The sequence below is a fragment of the Limnospira sp. PMC 289.06 genome, from assembly GCF_032350395.1.
GTDB lineage: Bacteria > Cyanobacteriota > Cyanobacteriia > Cyanobacteriales > Microcoleaceae > Limnospira > Limnospira platensis.
In genome coordinates, this window is record NZ_JARPLC010000034.1 from 1 (window position 1) to 2,977 (window position 2,977).

1 protein-coding gene and 1 pseudogene are annotated in these 2,977 nt (G+C 41.6%); both read left to right on the plus strand.

The window, feature by feature from the left end:
• Positions 1–156: 156 nt before the first annotated feature.
• Entirely contained in the window at positions 157–831 is a 675-nt protein-coding gene (locus P5674_RS09650; RefSeq protein ID WP_006616170.1) for a HEAT repeat domain-containing protein, read from the plus strand.
• 458 nt (positions 832–1,289) lie between these two features.
• A pseudogene (locus P5674_RS09655) lies at positions 1,290–2,977 on the plus strand (tetratricopeptide repeat protein); the annotation flags it as partial.

The following is a 2,977-nucleotide window of genomic DNA, read 5'->3' on the forward strand; positions in this document are numbered from 1 at the left end:
CATTTTCGTCCCATCTGCGGAGTGTTCTTTCATGGACTCCAAGGATTTGGGCCGCAGGCCCCGCTGATTGATTGTTCAGGCGGGGCTTTTTCTTGTTCAAAGTTTTAAGATAGGATAGAAAAAATTCCCCATGTAAAGTTTTAATAAGTTGCTCTCATGAGTGTAATTATTCCCCTAGACCAAATTTCCCGTAAGTTAGACAGCGATAATACCCGCGATCGGATGTTAGCTTTAGCTTCCTTGCGCGAGGTATCCCCAGAGCAAGCTGTTCCCCTAATTAAGAAGGTTCTCTTTGATAAAAGCCTACAAATTCGGTCAATGGCTGTTTTCGCCCTAGGGATTAAACAAACTGACGAATGTTATCCGATTCTGGTAAAATTATTAGAAACCGACCCCGACTATGGCATTCGCGCTGATGCTGCCGGGGCTTTGGGGTATTTGGGGGACTCTAGGGCTGTTGAACCCCTCATGCGCGCTTTTTATGAGGATACCGACTGGCTAGTGCGTTTTAGTGCTGCTGTCTCTCTCGGCAATTTGAAGGATATCCGCGCCCGTGACGTTTTGATGTCTGCCCTTAATAGTGATATGGTGATTTTGCAACAGGCGGCGATCGCTGCTTTAGGTGAAATTCACGACCTCGAAGCTATAGACCATATCCTCAAGTTTGCTCAGTCTGATGATTGGTTAATTCGCCAGCGTCTAGCCGAAGCTCTGGGAAATTTACCTAGCCCTAAGAGCTTATCAGCCCTTAAATATTTGGCTAAAGACAGTCATCATCAAGTGGCTGAGGCGGCTATGATTTCTATTGACCGCCTAACAGAGTCATTATAGACCGTTACAACTGGGTTTCTTTTACCTGGAAACCCCGTTTCTTTATTGTTGATGTGTTGACTAAAAAATCAAGCAACAAGACATATCACCCCCACGACACTATAATAGGCGATCGCTCTTGATTTGTCAACCGTTTCCGTGGCTGGCGGCGGCGTTTTTTCTGTGTTGAATAAAAAATCAAACAATGATGTGATTAAGTGTGGTTTCTTTGATGGGCTTTGGTTGCTTATCAAAAATTTCTGTAGAAACCTGGTTTCTTTGTTAGCTGGCTGTTGATATATTGAATAAAAAATCAAGTTAGTAGATATGTTAAGCCCATGAAATTATCATAGGCGATCGTTTCATGCTCTTCTAGACCTATTTTAATAACTGATCTATAATGAAGAAGTTGAGCTGTAGCAACATCTGATAAGTAAGCTTTGCTACAGCAGATAGTTTAATCTTCGTGCCATCAGACCATGAACACCATCTACTGTCTGAACCCAGGCTGTCTCCACCCTAACCCCAGTCATTTCCAATATTGCCATAGATGTGGTAATAGGTTAATCCTGAAAGAAAGGTATATACCACGCTCAATTTTAGGTCAAGGTAGTTTCTGTCGCACATTCTTAGCTAATGATACAGATAAGCCTTCTCAACCCTTCTGTGTGATTAAACAGTTTTTACCTCAAGCCCAAGGAACAGATACTATTGAAAACGCATCCCAGTTATTTGCACAGGAAGCAGAAAGGCTTGAGGAGTTGGGCAAGCATTCTCAAATACCTGATTTAATCGCTTATTTTATAGTCAATAATCGACAATATTTGATTCAAGAATTTGTCAACGGTGATACCCTAAAAGAGGAGCTTGACCAGAATGGTACTTTCTCAGAACCACAGATTAGAGAAATTCTACTAGAGGTATTAGAAATTTTGGATTTTGTGCATAGTAAGCAGGTAATCCATAGAGATATTAATCCAGAAAACATGATCATAAGTACAGTTGACAATAAGCTGTTTATCGTAGATTTTGGCTCTGCCAAAGTAGTCAAAAAGCCACATATTAATGTTGACGGAACTATAATAGGTTCAGCCGAATATTGTGCACCAGAACAGTCCTTGGGAAAACCTTTATTGGTGAGCGATTTATACGGTTTAGGTGTAACTTGTATGCACTTACTCACAGGAGTCAGTCCATTTGATTTATATGATACTATTAATAATCGGTGGATATGGCGAGATTATCTGAATGGGAAAGTGGTTAGTGAGGAATTAGGCAATATTATTGACAAGTTAGCTCATCAAATGCCTAAACATCGTTATCAATCAGCTCAAGAGGTTATTAATGCTCTCAATCCTTCTGTTCTTGAAATAGTTACACCAAAACCTCCTCCAGTTTCTACTCAATTGTCTGTTAATAATGAAACCATATCTAATATTTATGATCATCCAATACCTGTTAACTTTGCTATAGCATCTTCAGAGCCAACTTTACCAAAAATCAACTTTTCTGGGGAATCTAAGCTAGTACCTGAGTCGTCCCCACAGATAGCACAAAAACAAAAAGCGTCAACAGCCATATCTCCCTGGAAAAGTTTTTGGCAAAATGCCGGCCTAGTTATTTGCTTGGTTGGTATAGCTGTTGTAGGAGTAAATACATTTAGGGATAATTCAACAACAGAGCCTACTGCAAGGTCAGATACTTCCTCTCAGTACAACCGCCCTCTTGAAATTGATATCAATGATGCTACTGTCTACTATAGTCGGGGTCTTACTCACCGCCGCCAGGGAAATTATGAAGCAGCCATAGCCGACTACAACCGCGCTATTGAAATTAACCCGAATTATGCTCTAGCCTACAACAATCGGGGTTTTGCTCACCGCCGCCAGGGAAATTATGAAGCAGCCATAGCCGACTACAACCGCGCTATTGAAATTAACCCGAATTATGCTCTAGCCTACAACAATCGGGGTTTTGCTCACCGCCGCCAGGGAAATTATGAAGCAGCCATAGCCGACTACAACCGCGCTATTGAAATTAACCCGAATTATGCTCTAGCCTACAACAATCGGGGTTTTGCTCACCGCCGCCAGGGAAATTATGAAGCAGCCATAGCCGACTACAACCGCGCTATTGAAATTAACCCGAATTATGCTCTAGCCTACAA

Coding starts and splice junctions, on each gene's coding strand:
- P5674_RS09650 (WP_006616170.1), top strand. CDS start 157: ATGAGTGTAATTATTCCCCTAGACCAAATTTCCCGTAAGTTAGACAGC.